This window comes from Serratia sp. X3 (genome assembly GCF_014982455.1).
In the GTDB taxonomy this organism is placed as follows: domain Bacteria; phylum Pseudomonadota; class Gammaproteobacteria; order Enterobacterales; family Enterobacteriaceae; genus Serratia; species Serratia ureilytica.
In genome coordinates this window covers 153,466-171,349 of the sequence record NZ_JADCNB010000002.1, presented here as the reverse complement: position 1 = coordinate 171,349, position 17,884 = coordinate 153,466, and the positions used below count along the sequence as shown (strand labels likewise).

The 17,884-nt window shown below is 57.3% G+C and carries 17 protein-coding genes; 9 read left to right on the top strand and 8 right to left on the bottom strand.

Features of this window, described 5'->3' with window-relative positions; genetic code table 11:
* Positions 1-61: 61 nt before the first annotated feature.
* From otnI to ltnD, 4 genes are read right to left on the bottom strand one after another with little or no spacing between them, the layout of a single operon-like run.
* A complete protein-coding gene (otnI, locus tag IMX17_RS11060) occupies positions 62-838 on the bottom strand; it encodes a 2-oxo-tetronate isomerase (protein ID WP_182264878.1) in 777 nt (258 codons plus the stop codon).
* Between the two features lie 3 nt (positions 839-841).
* A complete protein-coding gene (locus IMX17_RS11055; protein ID WP_089191378.1) occupies positions 842-1,474 on the bottom strand; it encodes an aldolase in 633 nt (210 codons plus the stop codon).
* On the bottom strand, positions 1,471-2,730 hold the full coding sequence (otnK, locus tag IMX17_RS11050; RefSeq protein ID WP_288443557.1) for a 3-oxo-tetronate kinase: 1,260 nt from the start codon (positions 2,728-2,730) through the stop codon (positions 1,471-1,473). Before otnK ends, IMX17_RS11055 begins: the two co-directional genes overlap by 4 nt.
* Positions 2,730-3,644, bottom strand: coding sequence for an L-threonate dehydrogenase (gene ltnD, locus IMX17_RS11045; protein WP_046896944.1), 915 nt, complete (start codon positions 3,642-3,644; stop codon positions 2,730-2,732). The genes otnK and ltnD overlap by 1 nt, the downstream gene beginning before the upstream one ends.
* A gap of 283 nt (positions 3,645-3,927) precedes the next feature.
* Between ltnD and ygbI the strand changes: the two genes are divergently transcribed.
* Positions 3,928-4,698, top strand: a complete 771-nt coding sequence (ygbI, locus tag IMX17_RS11040; RefSeq protein WP_182264877.1) for a DNA-binding transcriptional repressor YgbI — start codon at positions 3,928-3,930, stop codon at positions 4,696-4,698.
* 149 nt (positions 4,699-4,847) lie between these two features.
* Here the strand turns inward: ygbI and IMX17_RS11035 are convergent, their stop codons facing one another.
* The 4 genes from IMX17_RS11035 to IMX17_RS11020 form a co-directional block, all read right to left on the bottom strand.
* Positions 4,848-5,375 carry a hypothetical protein gene (locus tag IMX17_RS11035; protein ID WP_046896946.1) on the bottom strand — a complete coding sequence of 176 codons (528 nt, stop codon included), beginning with the start codon at positions 5,373-5,375 and terminating at the stop codon, positions 4,848-4,850.
* A 122-nt stretch (positions 5,376-5,497) separates the two neighbouring features.
* The gene (locus IMX17_RS11030; RefSeq protein WP_046896947.1) at positions 5,498-6,265 is read right to left on the bottom strand and encodes a molybdopterin-dependent oxidoreductase; all 768 of its coding nucleotides are present in this window, start codon (positions 6,263-6,265) and stop codon (positions 5,498-5,500) included.
* Positions 6,258-6,863 (bottom strand): cytochrome b/b6 domain-containing protein, encoded by a 606-nt coding sequence (locus IMX17_RS11025; protein ID WP_033650566.1) that lies wholly within the window; start codon positions 6,861-6,863, stop codon positions 6,258-6,260. Before IMX17_RS11025 ends, IMX17_RS11030 begins: the two co-directional genes overlap by 8 nt.
* A gap of 13 nt (positions 6,864-6,876) precedes the next feature.
* Positions 6,877-7,503: a hypothetical protein gene (locus tag IMX17_RS11020; protein WP_046896948.1), complete on the bottom strand. Its 627-nt coding sequence runs from the start codon at positions 7,501-7,503 to the stop codon at positions 6,877-6,879.
* Between the two features lie 140 nt (positions 7,504-7,643).
* Between IMX17_RS11020 and IMX17_RS11015 the strand changes: the two genes are divergently transcribed.
* From IMX17_RS11015 to IMX17_RS10980, 8 genes are all read left to right on the top strand, one after another.
* Positions 7,644-8,315: a heavy metal response regulator transcription factor gene (locus tag IMX17_RS11015; RefSeq protein ID WP_033650568.1), complete on the top strand. Its 672-nt coding sequence runs from the start codon at positions 7,644-7,646 to the stop codon at positions 8,313-8,315.
* Positions 8,312-9,733, top strand: a complete 1,422-nt coding sequence (locus IMX17_RS11010; protein WP_193549769.1) for a heavy metal sensor histidine kinase — start codon at positions 8,312-8,314, stop codon at positions 9,731-9,733. The genes IMX17_RS11015 and IMX17_RS11010 overlap by 4 nt, the downstream gene beginning before the upstream one ends.
* Positions 9,734-10,260: 527 nt before the next feature.
* Positions 10,261-11,100: a winged helix-turn-helix domain-containing protein gene (locus IMX17_RS11005; protein ID WP_193549875.1), complete on the top strand. Its 840-nt coding sequence runs from the start codon at positions 10,261-10,263 to the stop codon at positions 11,098-11,100.
* Positions 11,101-11,287: 187 nt separating this feature from the next.
* Positions 11,288-11,917, top strand: a complete 630-nt coding sequence (locus IMX17_RS11000) for a LuxR C-terminal-related transcriptional regulator (RefSeq protein WP_046896950.1) — start codon at positions 11,288-11,290, stop codon at positions 11,915-11,917.
* 436 nt (positions 11,918-12,353) lie between these two features.
* Positions 12,354-12,941, top strand: coding sequence for a common pilus major fimbrillin subunit EcpA (locus IMX17_RS10995; protein ID WP_004939148.1), 588 nt, complete (start codon positions 12,354-12,356; stop codon positions 12,939-12,941).
* A 76-nt stretch (positions 12,942-13,017) separates the two neighbouring features.
* On the top strand, positions 13,018-13,686 hold the full coding sequence (locus IMX17_RS10990) for a hypothetical protein (protein WP_063919028.1): 669 nt from the start codon (positions 13,018-13,020) through the stop codon (positions 13,684-13,686).
* A 50-nt stretch (positions 13,687-13,736) separates the two neighbouring features.
* A complete protein-coding gene (locus IMX17_RS10985; protein WP_046896952.1) occupies positions 13,737-16,256 on the top strand; it encodes a CS1-pili formation C-terminal domain-containing protein in 2,520 nt (839 codons plus the stop codon).
* Positions 16,246-17,883: a hypothetical protein gene (locus tag IMX17_RS10980; protein WP_046896953.1), complete on the top strand. Its 1,638-nt coding sequence runs from the start codon at positions 16,246-16,248 to the stop codon at positions 17,881-17,883. The genes IMX17_RS10985 and IMX17_RS10980 overlap by 11 nt, the downstream gene beginning before the upstream one ends.
* Position 17,884: the final 1 nt, after the last annotated feature.

Genomic DNA, 17,884 nt, shown 5'->3' with positions numbered 1-17,884 from the left:
CGTGGCGATACGGGTGCGTTTCATTGTTATAAAATCGATTTCCTGGTGTCGGCGTGCGGCTTTAGCGGTAAGGCTTCAGCCAGCCGAGCCCGGCGGCGGTGTCGCCGCGCGGGCGGTATTCGCAACCGATCCAGCCCTGATAGCCGAGCGCATCCAGCTTGTCGAACAGCCACGGATAATTCAGTTCGCCCTCGTCGGGCTCATGGCGATCCGGCACCGAGGCTATCTGGATATGCGCGTAGCGCCCGGCCAGCGTCTCCAGCAGCCCGCTGATATTGCCGTCCACCAACTGCGCGTGGAAAAAATCGAACTGGATGAACACGTTCGGTCTCTCGATCGCCGCCACCGCTTCCGCCGCCTGATGCTGACTGGCGAACAGGTAGTCGGGTTTGACCGGCGGGCTGAGCGCCTCGATCAGCACCTTGACGCCGTGCGGCGCAAAAGCGTCGGCGGCATAGCGCGCATTGGCGATAAAGGTGTCGAGATAACGCCGTCGATCCGCGCCCGCGGGCAGCACGCCGGCCATCAGGTGCACGCAGGGGCAGGAAAGGGCGATGGCGTAGGCCAGCGCGCGATCGATATCGGCGCGCGCATCCCGCTCGCGGCCCGGCAGCGCCGCCAGCCCCCATTCGCCGGCGGCGGCATCGCCGGGCGCGGTGTTGAACAGTACCTGTTGCAGGCCATTTTCGCGCAGTTTTTCGGCCAACAGATCGGCGGGATACTCGTAAGGGAACAGGAATTCCACCGCGCTGAAGCCCTGTGCGGCAGCGGCGGCAAAGCGATCGAGGAACGGCACCTCGGTAAACATCATCGACAAATTGGCGGCAAATTTAGGCATGGTTCAGCTCCGTAATTCGGCAATTTCATCAGCGGTCAAATAGCGGATCGGACGATCGCCGAGGGTGAAGATCAGCCGCGCCGCATCTTCCATCTCTTCGGTATTGTCCGCTGCCGCTCGCAGGTCTTTACCCGTCACCACCGGGCCGTGGTTGGCCAGTAAAAAGGCGCGGTGGGTCGGCGCCAGGCGGGCCAGATCCTGCGCCAGCCTTTCGTCGCCGGGGCGATAGTAGGGCACCACCGGCACCTTGCCGACGCGCATCACCACATAGGGGGTGAACGGTTTGATGGCGTTGTCGGCGTCCAGCCCTTGCAGGCAAGAGAGCGCCGTGAGGTAGGTGCAATGCAAGTGCACTACCGCTTTGCATTCCGGGTTGTTCAGATAGAGCGCCCGATGAAAGCTGATCTCTTTCGACGGTTTGTCGCCGGAGAGCCAGTCGCCGTTCAGGCTCACTTTAGACAGGCGATCGGCCTGCAGCTCGCCGAGACAGGAGCCGGTCGGCGTCGCCAGCAGCGCGCCGTCCGGCAGCAACAGCGAGAGGTTGCCGGCGGAGCCGGTGGCGTAGCCGCGTTGGAAAAACGAGGCGCCCAGGCGCACCATTTCTTCACGCGCTTGCTGTTCAATCGTCATGCTCATACCGGGAACTCCGTTTGCGCGCGCACGAAGAAGGCTTCATCGCCAAAATTGCCCGATTTCAGCGCCAGGGAAATCGCCCGATCGCTGGCGCGCACCCAGGGAACGCCGGGGGAAATGCTGGGGCCGATATGGAAGCCGCGAATGCCCAGCGCCTGTGTGACCACGCCGGAGGTTTCGCCGCCGGCGACGATAAAGCGATTGAACCCCAACTGATGCAGTTGCATCACCAGTTCGGCGAACAAGGCTTCCACCGCTTCGCTGGCGGCGGCGCCATGCCGTTGTTGCGTTTGCTGCAACGACTCCGGCGATGCAGTGGCGTAGATCAGCGGGGCTAGCGCTTCTCTTGCATGGCGCTGCGCCCAGTGCGCCAACTCGACGGCGTAGGCGGCGCGCGTCTGGGGATCGAAGCAACGGTCGATATCGATGGCCTGCGCCGCCGCGCGTTCGCGATAGTGCGCCACCTGCCGGTTAGTCATGACGGAGCAGGAGCCAGACAGTACCGCCGCCTTTTCCCCCTGCGGCGCGCCGGCCGCTTCTGCCGTGCGATCGCCGTTCTGCGCCCATTGCCGCGCCAGGCCGATCGCCAGGCCCGAACCGCCGGTCACCAGCTTCATCGTTTTCAACGCTTCACCCTGGGTAAGCAGATGCCGTTCGTTGAGCGTGTCCAGCACCGCGTAGCGCACGCCTTCCTGCGCCAATTGCTGCAGTTTCTCGCTGACTGCCTCGGCGCCGCGATCCATTTCCGCCGCCGTCACCAGCCCACAGCGCCCGGCGGCCTGGGACTCCATCAGGCGAAGCAGGTTGCTGTCGGTCATTGGCGTGACCGGGTGATGACGCATGCCGGACTCAGACAGCAGCTGCTCCCCGACGAACAGGTAGCCCTGATAGACCGTGCGGCCGTTTACCGGAAGCGCCGGGGAAACAACCGTGAAATTTTCCCCCAGGGCGGCGAGCAGGGCGTCGGTCACCGGGCCGATATTGCCTTGTGCGGTGCTGTCGAAGGTGGAGCAGTATTTGAAGTAGAACTGGCGGCAGCCCTGTTTTTGCAGCCAGGCCAGCGCTTGCAACGCCTGTTCGACCGCCTGCTCTGCCGGGCAGGAGCGCGATTTCAGGCTGATGACGACCGCCTGAGCACCGACCGGCGTTTCGTCTTGCGGCACGCCGTTCAACTGCACCGTCGGCAGGCCGTTTTGCACCAAAAAACTGGCGATGTCGGTCGCGCCGGTAAAATCATCCGCGATTACGCCGAGCTGCATCAGAGCGTCTCCTTTTTCTGCGGCAGATCGATGCCGGCAAAGATTTTGATTACCGCGCTGTCATCTTCTTTACCGTAGCCGGCGTTGCTGGCGGCGGTAAACATGGTGAAGGCGGTGGAGGCCAGCGGCAGCGGGAAATGCAGCGCCTTGGCGGTATCCGCCACCAGCCCCAGATCCTTGACGAAGATATCCACCGCCGATTTGGGCGTATAGTCGCCGTCGACCACGTGGCGCATGCGATTTTCGAACATCCAGGAGTTGCCGGCGGCGTGGGTGACGACGTCATACATGACGTCCAGCGGGATGTTGGCGCGGGCGGCCAGCGCCATGGCTTCCGCCCCGGCGGCGATGTGCACCCCGGCCAACAGCTGGTGGATGATTTTTACCGTCGCGCCCAGGCCGATGGTTTCGCCGATGCGGTAAACCTTGCCGGCGATGGCGTCCAGCACGGGTTGCAGGCGCGTGAAGGTGGCGTCGGCGCCGGCGGCCATCACCGTCATCTGGCCTTCTTCCGCCTTGGCCGCCCCGCCGGAAACCGGCGCATCCAGCATCGCCAGGCCGTAGTCCAGCAGCCGTTGCTCGATCTGTTTGGCGTCATCGGCGGAAATGGTCGAAGACACCATCACCGCCGTGCCCGGCTTGAGCTGCGGCGCCAGGCCTTGCTCGCCGAACAGGATTTGCTTCACCTGTGCGGCGTTCACCACCAGCAGCAACACGGCGTCCAGCTCGGCGGCGAAGTCGCAGGCGCTGGGGGCCGTTTGTTTCGCGCCGGCCTGTTGCAGCGCCGCCAGCGCCTGCGGATTGAGATCGGCGCCGTAGGTGGTCAATCCGGCGCGGAGGCATGAACGCGCGGCGCCCATGCCCATCGCCCCCAGCCCGATGACGCAAACGGCATAATTCCCTGGGTGTGTCATACTGCACTCCTGTTAATTTTAGTGATAATTTGTTTTGTTGTGTTAAATGTAAGCGCTTGTCGGCCGATTATCCGCGATCGTTATCACAATAATTAACAATGTGTGAAACGGATTTTTCGTGCGATTTCTGGCCTGAAGCAACATTACTATTATGTTTTTAAATAAGTTTATGTTTTGCCAGCCTAACTGCGCTCGCCGTCACGCCGCGAGAAATTAGGGCTATCGGCGAACGAAAATTGACGTAAAATCACAATTATTATCACCGCAGCAACGAGAGGGAACCGTGATACCTGTAGAACGCCATCAACAAATTCTTGCGCTGGTATCCGAACGCGGCGTCGTCAGCATCGCCGAGCTGACCGAACGGCTGGGGGTGTCGCATATGACGATCCGCCGTGACGTGCAAAAACTGGAAGAACAGGGGGCGGTGCAGTCGGTCTCGGGCGGCGTGCAGGCGCCGGAACGGGTGGCGAGCGAACCTTCTCACCAGACCAAAGAGGGGATGTTCGGCCGGCAGAAAATCGCCATCGGCCGGCTGGCGGCGCGGCAAATTCCCGCCAATAGCTGTATCTATCTGGATGCCGGCACCACCACGCTGGCGCTGGCGAAACAGATCGGAGAACGTGACGATTTGACGGTGGTGACCAACGACTTTGTCATCGCCGGGTTCCTGATAGAGCATAGCCAGTGCCGAATCATCCACACCGGCGGCACTGTGTGCCGGGAAAACCGTTCCTGCGTCGGCGAGGCGGCGGCGCAGGCGCTGCGCGGTCTGTTTATCGATCTGGCGTTCATCTCCGCCTCTTCGTGGAGCATGCGCGGCCTGTCGACGCCGAACGAAGATAAGGTGATGGTGAAGAAGGCCATCGTCGAGGCCAGCCGCCGCCGCATTCTGCTCAGCGATACGTCCAAATACGGCAAAGTCGCCACCTATCTGGCGCTGCCGATCGCCGCCTTTGACGCCATCATTACCGATGAGGGGTTGCCCGCCGCCGCGCGGGAGGCCATTGAGCAAGCGGGGATTGCATTGCTGACGGCGGAAGAAGAAGAATAAGAACGAACCGGAATCAGGATGGAAGTTCGGTATCGATGCTACGTGCGGGCGGTTCACTGGTTTCAACGCCGCCGCGTTCACGCCATTCGCGGCGCCTTTGTTCCCACCACTCTTCGTGGAAGGCTTGCATCTCTTTCAGGCGCTGTTCCTTAACGTGCTGTTGGTAAGTATGGGATGCTATGGGGGCTACGTGGGATTTCGATGACATAGAGGCCGTCCTTTATAAACTCTATTTTGTATAAATAATGCCCTTTGTGCGCGTATTTTTTCAACAAAAAATCATAAATTTTAGCTAATGCTGGCCTTAACGGTGCACTTAAGATGATCCTGGCATGATACTGATAGGCAAACTTGAGAAGAGTTTCCCCGATGCCAACAACGAATAAGCGTTCGCGTTGGAGAAGGGTATAATGCATTGCGGTATAGGTATCGAAAGCTGAGCGCCGATGCCTGTTTACGTCGCTCAACGCCTTAACATCATAAAACTCCAGAGAGAAAGCATTATTGAGGAGAGCAGTGTCCACATACACTGGGGCAAACCAATGGTGCATGTTTTGCCCAATTCTCTTGAAATCCAAATGATAGATGGCCGATTTACCATCACCTTTTCTGACAGCAATCTGATATCTGTATGTGTCTGCTATTCCAGTGTGTGACTCCCTCACATCAATATCCATGATAAAATCCTTTTTACTATTATTTTTCCTATAGTTATCCCCTTTGTGACGAACAGATTATTAACCGCGGCGGAGACGATCCTCCAGCCGCCGATGAAGGTTGTGCGCAGCGCCGCGCAAAACTAAATGCCGCTGAACCAGTTGTAGCCCTGATCTTCCCAATACCCGCCTGGATTGACGTCGCTGACGAAGATGGCGGCGATATGTTTGGCATTTTTGAACCCCAGCTTGGTCGGCACGCGCAGCCGCAGCGGGTAGCCGTAGTCCGCCGGCAGCGCCTTGCCGCCGAAATCCAGCGCCAGGATGGTCTGCGGGTGCAGCGCGGTGGCCATGTCGAGGCTGGCGTAGTAACGATCGGCGCATTTGAAGCCGACGTAACCGGCATTCAGATCCGCGCCGACGTGCTGCAGAAAGGTGCGCAGCGGCACGCCGCCCCATTGGCCAATGGCGCTCCAGCCCTCAATACAGATCAGGCGCGTGATCTGGCTTTGCTGTGGCAGCCGCTGCAGCTGTTCCAGCGTCCAGGGCGCTTTTTTCTCCACTTTCCCCGCGACCTCAAGCCGGTAGCCGGCGAGATCGATCTCGGGGACGTTGTATTCCGGGTAAAATGCGTTAAAGGGGAAAGGGTGGGTGATCTGATCCGGCCGGTAAGTTTGCGCCAACCGCTGGCCGCTGAACAGCCAGGCCTGCACCCGGTCGTTCCAGCGCGACATGGCCCACAGCACCTTATCCACCCGATCGCCGTCTTGCAGATTACACCCGGTCAGCATGGCGATGCCGCCCAGCGTCAGCCCGGAGCGCAACATCAGCCGGCGTTGCAGATTGACCAGCTGCTTTTTTTGGTCCGCTTCCAGCGTCGGCGCGGTTGCCCGCTGTTTTTTCTCATTCATGTTTGCCACCCGTTATCATCGCCCACAGGGTTTTGGGCACGACAGCCACCATAAAGACGTGGATCGCCACAAACAGGCCGATGCCGGCCATGGCGAAGAAATGCACGTAGCGCGCGAAGTCGAAGCCGCCAAACAGCGCGACCAATCCCTGCAGCTGAACCGGTTTCCAAATCGCCAGGCCGGAGAGCACCAGTAATAGGCCGAGCGCCAGTACGCCGAGGTACATCAGTTTCTGAATGGCGTTGTAGCGGCCATGCCGGTGGCGCAGGCGCAGCGTCATCGCCAGCCAGATATCCTGCCGCAGCGCGTCGGCGCGAAGCGGCAACAGATCGCGGCGAAAATGGCCGCTGAACAGGCTCCACAGCAGATAGCAGACGGCGTTGAGCGCCAATAGCCACATCACCGCCAAATGCCAACCAATCGCGCCGCCCAGCCACCCGCCCAGCGTCATCTGCGGCGGAAAGCGGAAGTCGAACAGCGGCGAGGCGTTGTAGATTTCCCAACCACTCATGAACATGCACACCATGGCGAACAGGTTGATCCAATGAGTGATGCGAACCGGCCAGCGATGCACCGGCGGCGACGCGTTGGTCTTCATGGCATTCCTCCAGTTACATCGGCGGCACGGTGCCGTCTTTGCCGGCGGAAATGCGCGTGGCGACGCGCTGACCCTTATCGTCGGCGGCGGAAAACAGCACGATGTGCACGCCCGGTTTAAGCAGGCTCAGATCGCCCGGATCCAGCGTCACGATCGGCACGTCTTCCGGCACGACGACGGTTTTCTGCTGGTTACCGTAAGTAACGGTCAGGGTGCGGCCGTTGGATTTCACCAGTTTGCCGACGGTGCCGTTGGTCATGGTGTCTACTTTGCCGTCGGCGGATTCCCAGGCCGAATGTCCTTCGCCGGTGCCGCGCAGGCTGGCGGCGAACACGTGCACTTCCAGTGCCTTGAGCGTGCCGTCCGGCTGCGGCACGGCGGCGGTGCCGATAAAGCTGTCCGGTTTGATATCGTCCAGCGTGGCTTTGGAAACGCTGAGCACTTTAGTTTGATCGTTCAGCTTGACGCTGAGTGTCTCGCCCTTGCGGTCGGTCAGCTGCAGATTGCCGTCGGCAACCTGCGTGATGGTGCCGCGCAGCGGCGCAATCACCTTGCCCGGCGGTTGGGCGGCGGCGGCCAATCCGCTGGAAAGCAGTAACGTGGACAACAGTAAACCGGCTATACGATGTCGGGTAATCATAACGTTCTCCTGAAATGAGTTTGCCGGTTAAGCATGGTTGACCTACTGGGTCAGCGCCATGGCCGTTTGATGACATTAATGTCATCAAGTTTGTCCGCCGAAGCTGCTAGTATTTTTGCAGACGTAACGAGGTGGCGAGCATGCGAATACTGGTAGTTGAAGACGATATCGGCACAGGGGATTACCTGAAGAAAGGGCTGGGGGAAGCGGGCTATGGCGTCGATTTGGCGCGCAACGGCACCGACGGGCTGTTTCGCGCGTTGGAGCAGGACTACGATGCGATCGTGCTCGATGTCATGCTGCCGGGGCTGGATGGCTGGCAGATCATCGAGGTATTGCGCAAGAAAAGCGACGTGCCGATCCTGTTTCTCACCGCCCGCGATGGCGTGCAGGATCGCATCCACGGTCTGGAGCTGGGCGCGGACGACTATCTTATCAAACCGTTTTCCTTTACCGAGTTGGTGCTGCGTTTGCGCACCTTGCTGCGCCGCGGGCCGGCGCGCGAAGCCGATCATTACGCCATCGCCGATCTGCAGTTGGACGTGTTGCGCCGCCGGGCGGTGCGCCAGGATCAGGTGATCCCGTTGACCAATAAAGAATTCATGCTGCTGCATCTGCTGGTGCGGCGTGAAGGCGAAGTGCTGTCGCGCACGCAGATAGCCTCTCAGGTGTGGGACATGAATTTCGACAGCGACACCAATGTGGTTGACGTGGCCATCAAACGCCTGCGCGCCAAAATCGACCGGCCGTTCGACGTCAAGCTGATCCACAGCGTGCGCGGCATCGGCTATGTTTGCGAGCCGCGCTCGTGAACGCCCGCGCTTCACGTCGGCCGGTGTCGCTGACGCTGCGTACCGCCATGCTGTTCGCGCTGGTGGCCGCCTGCGTGGTGAGCGGGGCGGGCTGGTATCTGTTCGGCGCGATGCGCCAGGAAATGACGCTCCGCAGCGACCTGCAGGTGACCGGGCGCGTAGAGTATTTCCGCCATTTACTGGGGCAGCGCTTTCCTTTGGCGCGCCTGACCGCCAATAACGGCCTGTTCGAAAATATGCTGGGCAATGAACAGGACGTGCTGATTTTCCAAATCCCGGGGCAAAAACCGCTCATCAATGTGAATCCGGCCAGGGTGGCCCTGCCGCCAATCGCGCCGACGCCGCCCGAACAGGCGCAGACGCTGGCCGCCGTGCGCGGCGGGGAAACGGCGCAGGGGGTGCCGCTGCGCGCGGCATCGGCGATGGTGCGTCTGGAAGACGGCAGTTTGCTGCAGATCTCCGCTGCGCACGTCATGGTCAACGAGCAGAAGATGCTGGCGCGTTACCTGTGGCGCATTGTCGCGGCGGTCATTGTGGCTTTCCTGCTGATTGCGCTGCTGGGCTATGGGGTCATGCGCCGGGGATTGAAGCCGCTATGGCGCATGGCGGCGCAGGCGTCGCAGATTGCGCCCAATACATTGTCCACTCGCCTCAGCGAACAGGGGGCGCCGAAGGAGTTGCAGCAGCTGACCCGGTCGTTCAATGCGATGCTCGATCGGTTGAATGAAGGCTATCAGCGGCTGACGCAGTTTTCCGCCGATCTGGCCCATGAGATCCGCACGCCGGTGGGCGCGTTGATGGGCCAGTGTCAGGTGGCGCTGTATCAATCCCGCAGCGTGGAGGAGTACGAAATCCTATTGTCGAACAATATGGATGAGCTGGAGCGTATTTCGCGCATGGTGGAAAACATCCTGTTTCTGGCGCGCGCCGGTGAGGCGCAGTCTGCGCTGAACTACAGTCATCTGGAGGTGGCGACCGAGCTGCGGCGGGTGGCGGATTACTTCGAAGGGCTGGCGGAAGAACGCGGCATCGCGCTGAGCTGCGAAGGGGAAGGCGAGCTGAAGGCGGACGCGATGTTGTTCCAGCGGGCGCTGAGCAACCTGGTAGCCAACGCGGTGCGCTATGCTGATGAAAACAGCCTGATCGCGTTGCGCGCTGAGCGGCGCGCCGATGCCTGGTGGGTGCAGGTCATCAATCAGGGGCCGCCGATCGCGCCGGCGCATCTGGAAAAGCTGTTCGATCGTTTCTACCGCGCCGATCCCGCGCGCAGCGCCGGCAGCCACGCCAGCGGCCTCGGGCTGTCCATCGTGCGCGCCATCATGACGTTGCACGGTGGTGAGGTGCGCGCGCAGTGTACCGATGATGGTCGTACGGCTTGTTTGACCTTTAGTCTGATATTCCCGTCATCAGCTCAGTGAGCCGCAGCGAATGCATTCGCTCACTGCGGATAACGCGATAGGCGTCATTTGTAATTTTTTCCTTTCATTCCTATTTCCCATCACCTTAGCCAGATCTAAATTTTAACATTTACATTGCTGCAAGCGCCTTAATTCATCCGGCTAATGCTGTTGCTGGCGGTATGTGATTATGCTCAACATTCACGTTTTATTATCTTGTTATTAAAATTTAGTCTGATGACCTTTTATTAGGCCGATTTTCCTTAAAATTGATAATTTGCGATATAAAAAACTAACTTTATGGTTTTTGGTGTGTCAATGTATCAATGAGTGTGGTGATTGGTTAACCTTTGGTTATGGTTTACTAGAAAAATCCTATATAAACGATGGTGAGGTGAAAAAGCGTATTTCGTGGCGTTAATTGAGAGGTTTTTCTTGCCTGTGCTTAGGTTTTTTTGCTAATTAACCTGATTAAATATTTTTTAATATTTCATTAACATTTAACGCCAAACTATAAATTATCGCTATAGTGAAAACATGTGAATAAAATGAAATATAGATTTAATGACCATATTCTCTTTGACGCAGACACCAGAACCCTTAGTCCAATAGATTTTTCTGACGATCCTATATCCATATCCAGTCCTTCTAAACGGCTGTTGCTGCTGTTGATTGCCCATCACGGTGAGGCTGTGGGGCGTGAATTGATATTCAAGAAAGTCTGGGACGATTACGGCATGGTTTCCAGCAATAATAATCTTAATCAGTGCGTCAGCAAATTACGCCGGGTGATTAAAAATCTTGGCGTCGAGGATGAGGTCATTGCTACGGTTCCTAAAGTAGGTTTTATGCTGCGTGATGAGATTACTATCGAGTGTTGTGAGCACGTGGAAGATATTCCCGACGAAGAACCTGCCAGCCCCTTGCCGAAGCCTGCATCTGAAGAGAGCGCAAATCCGCTGTCGGACAGCGTCATCTACGGAGCCACTGCTCGCCTCGGTTATTTCCGCCGCTGGTGGCTGAAAATCAGCGCGTTGGTTTTGGGGGGGATCCTCATGGCTACTGCTATCACCGCCTATTTTAGCGGTTCAGGGGCCCGGCAAGAGAGCTACCTGGGCAAGTCGGGCAATTGCAAGGTTTTCATGTCGCTACCTGATGGCTCCGCTTCGGTCAACGCCAGTTTGAATCGGGACATTTTGGCTTACGCGGCTCACCAAACGGGAGAGTGCAGTGGCGATGAGTTTTTGCTGGTGGTGCGCAGCAATCAGGTGCGGGCTTACATTTCCGGCATTTCCCGCTTATTCCTGTTGCGTTGCAAGATCTTGCGCGAGCATAAAATGGAGATTTGTTCAGGTTTGGAAAGCGATAGTGCTGAGTTTATTAATTAATATTGAAAACCTCCTTTTTAAGGTGATTGAGAACGGAAATCGGACGGAAATATTAGGGTTTTGAGGTTGGCTGCATGGTTTTAATTTGGCGGGTTGTCGTATGGCGATTATTTATGAATGGCCTTTGTAGGCAATGAGAGGCATTCTCCTTTCTGCGCCATTTCCGATATAATTATGGTGAGTGTGTATGGTTAACGCTGATTTTGGCGATGCGCTGCTATTCTTTGAGCCCAGCTTTTGGGTGAGAAAGGGAATGGATGCGTTTCTCATTACCAGGTCAAATCGAAGATATTCTATCGATACGCTGCGGGGATTAGAGGCGGTGTTGAAAGAGGGGAATCCTCAAGCGGTCGTTATGGAGTTATATCATCAGGGCGAATATTTGTATGATGTATTACGGTTCGTTACAAGGGCGAAAAATGTCTGGCCAGAAACGCCATTGGTGATTTTCACTGCCATCGAACATCCCGGAATATTAGCGTTGCTGGCGATGAATGCGCGTATAGCGATAGTGGCGAAGGATGACCCTTTGCATTGTCTGAAAGATGCTATTGCCGCCGCAGGTGACTTTTCCGGCTATCGTTCGCCGCATATTCGCGCCCGGTTGGCGCATTCGCCAGCCGCCTTATCCGACAGTGAATGGCGAATCCTGAGTATGATGGTTGCCGGTGCGTCTCCACGAAGCATTGCCAACATGACCCGACGAAGTTACAAAACCATAAGCTCCCATAAACTTAACATTATGCGCAAATTGGGCCTCAACCAGGCCGGTTTTCTGCGGCTTATTCTAGCCCTGAAAACACGATTTCCCTCTTGAAACGTGGCGATGAGCCACATTCCTCTCCACAGCGGCCGATCTTAATTGGCCGCTGCTCCGATGTGTAAATCAAACCCAATATCGCGCCCTAAATAGTCACGCTGACGCTGAAATTCTGAATGGGTATGAAGGCAAGAAAACGGCTGCTTCGTGGCCACGTAATCACCGCTTTGATGAGCTTAAAAGCCAATGAGATTGTGCTTTTATCAAAGGCTTGATTAGATTTTTAATGTTACTTTCCGAGGTTAAAAATATTAATTTTGAAATTTAAAACTAAACATTTGAACTTTGGTGGTTAATGATTCTTTTTTGATTGTTCGGGGATATTGTAGTGGCGTCAAGCAGACTGGCTAAACGCAATGATGCAAAAGGCAGGCTGAGAATGGACGAAATAAAGAGAACATATTTAACAATGAAGAATGAAGGGAGTTATACCATGAAGAAAATGACACTGGCTCTGGCGATCGTTTCCGCCTTTGCAGCGGTCAGCACTGCACAAGCCGCCGACGTTACCGCTCAGGCGCTGGCAACCTGGTCTGCAACCGCCAAGAAAGATACCACCAGCAAACTGGTCGTGACGCCGATTGGCAGTCTGGCCTTCAACTATGCAGAAGGCATTAAGGGTTTCAACAGCCAGAAAGGCCTGTTTGACGTCACCGTGGAAGGCGATACCACGGCAACCGCTTTCAAACTGACCTCAAAACTGGTCTCCAATACCCTGACTCAGCTGGATACTTCCGGTTCTACTTTGGAAGTCGGGGTGAACTATAACGGTGCGGTGGTCGGGAAAACGGCTGAAACCACCATGATCGACACCACCGCCGGTATTTTGGGCGGCAATCTGAGCGCCTTGTCCAACGCCTACAACCAGGCCGGCCGCACCAGCGCGCAGGATCAGTTCACCTTCAGCATCATCGGCGCGACGTCAAACGGCACCACCGCCGTCACGGATTTCAGTACGCTGCCGGAAGGTATCTGGAGCGGCGATGTCAGCGTCGAATTCAACGCGACCTGGACTTCTTAACCCTCGAACACTCTTTATCTGGCAGGGGGGAGACCTCCTGCTATTTATCGCCCATCAACGCCAGTGGAATACCGCAATGACACGCTTTTCTCTCGCCGTCACCCTGATGTTAATGCTGCTGCAGCCGGCTTTGGCTCTCGATGTGGGTGAGATCAGCTCCTTCATGCCGGGCGACAGCGCGCGTCTGAGTAAGGAAATCAAAAACACCACCGACAGCGGCCGGCTGGTCAACGTCAGCATCGAACGCATTTCCAGCCCCCTGGCCTCCGGTACGGTGATCCCGATGAGCAGCCGGGATGAAATGCTGCTGTCGCCCGCCAGCCTGATCTTGCCGGCCAACGCCAGCGATGTGATCCGCTTTTACTACAAAGGGCCGAATGACGCTCAGGAGCGCTACTACCGCATCGTTTGGTTTGATCAGGCGCTGAGCGAGGCGGGGCAAAATTCGGCTCGGCGCAATGCCGTGGCCACCACGTCGGCGCGCATCGGCACCATTTTGGTGGTGGCGCCCCGGCAGGATCGCTTCGCCTATCAGTTCGCCAATGGGCGGATCAAAAACACCGGCAATGCCACGTTCAAAGTGGTGGCCTACGGCAATTGCAGGAACAAGCAGGACGGCAGCGACTGCAAGGAAAACTATTTCGTGATGCCGGGGAAGGATCGCGCCTTCAGCAAGGTTGACGTCAACGATAAAAAAGGGCGTGTCGCGCTGTGGCACGGCGAACAGTTTATCCCGGTGAAGTAATGCGCGCGTTATCCACGATGGAAGCAAAACAATCACGCAAGGAGTGGCAAGTGAACGCTGTGCTGTTGAAAACGCTTTTGGCTGCCGGTGCGCTGGCGCTTCCGACGCTGTTGCCCGGCCGTATGGCGGTGGCGGCCGGTTTGACGCAGATTAACGGCGTGCTGATCCCGCAAACCTTTAGCCTGGCGTTGCGTGAGGGGATGAGTATTCCGCTGTTGTTGCATTATGAAAAGAGCGATGGCGTCAAAGATGACAGCCGCATCGGCCATGCCTTTCTCTATTTGGATCGGGACAGGCTAAAGATTCGTCGGGTGACGCTGGAAGATAACGATGACGGCGCTCGGTTGACGGCGGCGATTGCCGGCCAGTTGCAAGCTTTACAGGATGCTCAATTCGATCGTCGGCAGCAAATCCGGTTAGCGGACGACGCCTGGCTGGCGTTGGATTTCAGGCAGCTCAACCTGCAGTTGGTGGTGAAGGAATCCGCCTTGGGAACGGTACTGCGCAGCCGCTCCAGCGATATCGGCGCGTCTAGCGTGGATGCCGTAAGCAGCACGCTGGATTATAACCTGGGGGTCTACGACAACCGAACCCGCGCCAGCGAAGGCAATACCTCCAGTTATTTATCGCTCAACAGCGTCACGGCGTTGCGTGAACACCACGTGGAGTTGAACGGTTCAGTCTACGGTATCGGCAGCGGCGATGAGAACGCCACGCTGTACAAAGCGATGTACGAACGCGATTTCGCCGGCCGTCGTTTCGCCGCCGGCATGCTGGACAGCTGGAACCTGCAGTCACTGGGGCCGGTCACGACCATCAACTCGAGCAAGATTTACGGTCTGTCATACGGCAACCGCGCCAATTCGACGGTGTTCGATAATACCCAAGCACTGACGCCGATCGTGGTGTTTTTTCCCTCGGCCGGTGAGGTGCACCTGTCGCGTGATGGGCGTCTGCTCAGCGTACAAAATTTCGCGATGGGCAACCATGAAGTGGACACCACCAGTCTGCCCTACGGCATGTATGACGTAGAGGTGGAGGTCGTGGTCAACGGCAAAGTCGTGGATAAACGCATGCAGCGAGTGAATAAACTGTTCAGCCCCAATCGCGGCGCCAATGCGCCGCTGGCCTGGCAATTCTGGGGCGGGATGCTGCGCATGGACGACTGGCGCGGCGAGCGAGAGCGCCACCGTCCGGCAAAGGATTCTTATTTGCTTGGCGCTTCGGCTACCGGCAATCTGCAAACGCTCAATTGGGCGCTGTCCGGCTATACGTTTGACGGCAATGCGGTCGGTGAGAGCCGCCTCAGTCTGCCTGTGACCGAGTCGATTCAGTTCAACCTGCAAAATATGGCGGCCTCCGATCGTTCCTGGAGCTTGATCAACAGCGTTAGCGCCGCGTTGCCCGGCGGCTTCAGCAGTCTGTGGGTCAATCAGGAGAAAACGCAGATTGGCGAGCGCCTGTTGCAGAATGATGCCTATAACCGCGCCGTTGGCGGCAGCCTTAATCTGGGCGCGCTGTGGTCCCCGCTGGGCACTCTGAGCGTCAGCTATAACGACGATAAAAAGAACGACAGTCACTATTACAATGCCGATTATTACCAGAACATCTTTACCGGCCGTTTCGGCACGCTGGGCGTACGTGCGGGCGTGCAACGCTATAACAACGGCAGCAGCAGCGCCAATACCGGCAAGTATATCGCGCTCGATTTTTCACTGCCGATGGGCAATTGGCTCAGCGCAGGCGTTTCCAACCAAAACGGCTACACCACCGCCAACCTGGCGGCGCGCAAAGATATCAAGGATGGCCCAATCCGCACATTGGGCGCCAACCTGTCGCGGGCAATCGCCGGTGATACCCGTGGCGACAACCGCTTCAACGGTGGCGGCTATGCGCGCTTCGACACCAAATATTCCGCCGGCACGCTCAATGTCAGCAGCTCCGCCGACGGCTACGTCAACAGCAGCCTGACCGCGAGCGGCAGCGTAGGCTGGCAAGGGCGTGATATCGCCATCAGCGGCCGCAACGAAGGCAACGCCGGGATCATCTTCAACACCGGCATCGAAAATGACGGTCTGCTGACCGCGCGGGTTGACGGCCGGATGGTGAAACTGAGCGGCAATAAGAACTACCTGCCGTTGTCGCCTTACGGCCAGTACGACGTTGAGCTGATGAACAACAAAAATTCGGCGGAGAGCTTCGACATCGTGACCAAACGCAAGAGCAAGCTCACCTTGTATCCGGGCAACGTGGCGGTGATCTCGCCGGAGATCAAACAGATGGTGACGGTATTCGGCCGCATCAAGGCGGAGGACGGCACGCTGCTGGCCAACGCCTATATCAAGAACCATATCGGCCGCACCCGCACCGATGAGAAAGGCGAATTTATCATGGACGTCGACAAGAAATTCCCGGTTATCGATTTTACCCACAGCGGCAATCAGACATGCGAAGTGGATTTGGATCTGAGCAAGGCGCAAGGCGCAGTGTGGGTCGGTGATGTGATCTGCACCGGGCTGAAAACCTATGCGGGCACTGTTTCATCCGGGGAGTTTGACCATGAGAGCTAACGTTGCGCTGTTGTTATTGCTGGCGCTGATGGCCCCTGCGCTGCAGGCTGCGGTCAGCCAGACCAACTGGCCGGATGCGGCGGTAATGAAATTTGTCTTCGTGGAAAACAACGCCGACGACAACTTTTTCGTCACGCCAGCCGGCGGCCTGGATCCGCGTATGACCGGTGCCAATAAGTGGACCGGGCTGAAATACGGCGGTTCCGGCACTATCTATCAGCAAAGCTTGGGGTACGTGGATAATGGCTACAACACGGGGTTGAATGCCAACTGGCGCTATGACATGTGGGTGGAAAATGCGCCGATAAAGAACCCATTTCTTGGCTTGCGCTGCATCAACTGGTATGCCGGGTGTAATATGGACACCAGTCTGATTCTGCCGCAGACCACCGACGAGAAGGGATTTTACGGCGCCGTGGTCACGCCCGGCGGCGCAAAATGGATGCACGGCATGATGTCGCCGAGTTTCTATCAGTATCTGAAGCAGATGGCGACGGGCGAAGCTTTCAGCATGCAGATCAACGGCTGCCAAACGTCGGTAGCTTATGACGCTTCAGCCGGTGGCCGCTGTCGGGATCAGGCCAGCGGCAGTTGGTACAAGCGCACCGTCACGCACAGCAAGGCGGCGCACCTGCGTTTTATCAATACCAATGCCGTATCGGAGGTGTTCGTCAACAGCGATGGGGTGCCGATCATCGGCGAGGGCAATGCCGATTGCAAAAACCAAACTATCGGCGCCCGCTCAGGCATCATGTGCAAGATGGTCAGCTACGATTTGCAGACCGACGGCAGCGTCAGCAATACTTCGATTCATATTTTCCCGGCGATTAACCATGCGGCGCTGTCTTCAGCGGTGAATGCCGCCGATCTGCAGTTCAGTCTGAACGGCAATACCTGGAAAAACACGTCGGGCACCGGCAGCTACTATACCTTTAACGAGCTGAAGAGCAGCAATGCCGTCTATGTGTTCTTCTCCAGTAACTTCTTCAAGCAGATGGTTGCGCTGGGGATTTCCGACAGCGGCACCCGTGATCTGATCAATTTCCGTTTTCAGAACACCACTTCGCCGGAGTCGGGATGGTATGAATTTTCCACCTCAAACCAGCTGATTATCAAGCCGCGCGATTTCAGCATCAGCATTATTTCCGATGATTACGACAACAGCCCGCACCGTGAAGGGTATGTCGGCCCGACAGAGCCGGCGCTGGAGTTCGGCTACATCGTGACCACCAGCGGTAAAACCGCCGCTGATGAGGTGAGGGTGATGGCGACCGGGCCCACCCGGGCGATCAACGGGGTGAACTACTGTCTCTTTTCCTCTGCGGATAACAGTACCCAGGTGCCGTTCCCCGCCATCCTCAGCATCACCACCAGCACCAACGGTCAGCAGAGCTTCGCCGCCGGCTGTGACGGACAGTGGCACGACATGACGAACGCGCTTTGGAGCAGCACCCCGTGGAATGATATCTCCGGCGAAGTGGGTGTCCTGAACAAGACCCGCGTGACCTTTAGCATTCCGATGAATAACCCGATATCGCTGAGAACCGTCGACGGCAACGGTTGGTATGGCGACGTCAGCGCCGCCGGTGAAATTCATGTCGAAGCCACCTGGCGCAACATCAATTGAG